1 protein-coding gene is annotated in these 1,300 nt (G+C 66.9%); it reads left to right on the plus strand.

Annotated features, from left to right (window positions below; translation table 11 throughout):
• The first annotated feature begins 23 nt into the window (after positions 1-23).
• Positions 24-1,199, plus strand: coding sequence for a nitric oxide synthase oxygenase (locus LY13_RS00320; protein ID WP_253826073.1), 1,176 nt, complete (start codon positions 24-26; stop codon positions 1,197-1,199).
• The last annotated feature ends 101 nt before the right edge of the window (positions 1,200-1,300 follow it).

Genomic DNA, 1,300 nt, shown 5'->3' on the forward strand with positions numbered 1-1,300 from the left:
GCGACGTGCTTGGTGCGAGTCTCATGGACAGGGCGGCCGAACGGCTCCTGCAGGACGAGCCATTGTCGGGATCGGAAGGTACCGGTGGAAGCGCTCGATCCTTGCTCGCCGAGGCCGGACAGTTCATCGAGCTGTACTACGGGGAGGGCAACGACCCGGAGGGGTCGGCGGCCACGCGCATGGAGCGGATCCGCGCCGAGGTGGAACGGACAGGAACGTACGAGCACACCTACGACGAGCTCAGCTTCGGTGCCCGGGTGGCGTGGCGGAACAGCAACAAGTGCATCGGCAGGCTGTACTGGAAGAGCCTGAAGATCCGCGACCGGCGGTCCACAACGGACGCGGCGGAGATTGCGGCCGAATCCGCCAAGCACCTCGTCGAGGCGGGCGGCGGAGGCAGAATCCGTCCCACGATCACCGTGTTCGCCCCCGACCGGCCCGGGCGGCAGGGGCCCCGGTTCCGTAATGAACAGCTGATCCGGTACGCCGGGTACGTCCACGAGGACGGAACTGTGACGGGCGACCCACGGAACTCGGCTGTCACGGAGCTGGCGCTGCGGCTCGGATGGCGGGGCGCGGGCACCCGGTTCGACGTTCTCCCACTGTTGATCGAGACGGCCGACAACGGGATCGAGGTGTTCGACCTGCCCACGGACGCTGTACTCGAGGTCGAACTGACCCACCCGAGGTACCCGTGGTTCGCCGCGCTGGGTCTGCGGTGGCACGCGGTTCCCGTGATCTCCTCGATGAATCTGGAGATCGGTGGCGTGAACTACCCGGCGGCACCGTTCAACGGCTGGTACATGGGGACCGAGATCGGGGCGAGGAACCTGGCGGACACCGACCGATACGACCTGCTCCCCGTGGTGGCGGCCAGGATGGCGCTCGACACCAGTAGCGAATCCACGCTGTGGCGGGACCGTGCCCTCGTCGAGCTGAACATCGCCGTGCTGCACTCGTTCGAGCGGGCCGGGGTGAAGATCACGGACCACCACACCGAATCGCAGCGCTTCCTGACCCATCTCGAGCGGGAAGAGGAGGCGGGCAGGGTGTGCCCGGCCGACTGGTCGTGGATCGTGCCACCGGTTTCCGGCGGGTCGACGGCGGTGTTCCACCGCTACTACGACGACGTCGACCTACGTCCCAACTATCTACATCGGACGGATTGTCCGGTGGTCGGCAACGCCGGCGACGGATAACGACGAACCGACGGTGAAACACGGCGGGTGGACACCCGTCGTGGCGATGGCGCGCGCCGTCGGCACATCGATGAGTTACCGAGACAGGAGGAGGTGCAGAG

Source organism: Prauserella aidingensis (assembly GCF_024171865.1).
Taxonomy (GTDB): Bacteria; Actinomycetota; Actinomycetes; order Mycobacteriales; family Pseudonocardiaceae; genus Prauserella; species Prauserella aidingensis.

Coding starts and splice junctions, on each gene's coding strand:
- LY13_RS00320 (WP_253826073.1), top strand. CDS start 24: ATGGACAGGGCGGCCGAACGGCTCCTGCAGGACGAGCCATTGTCGGGA.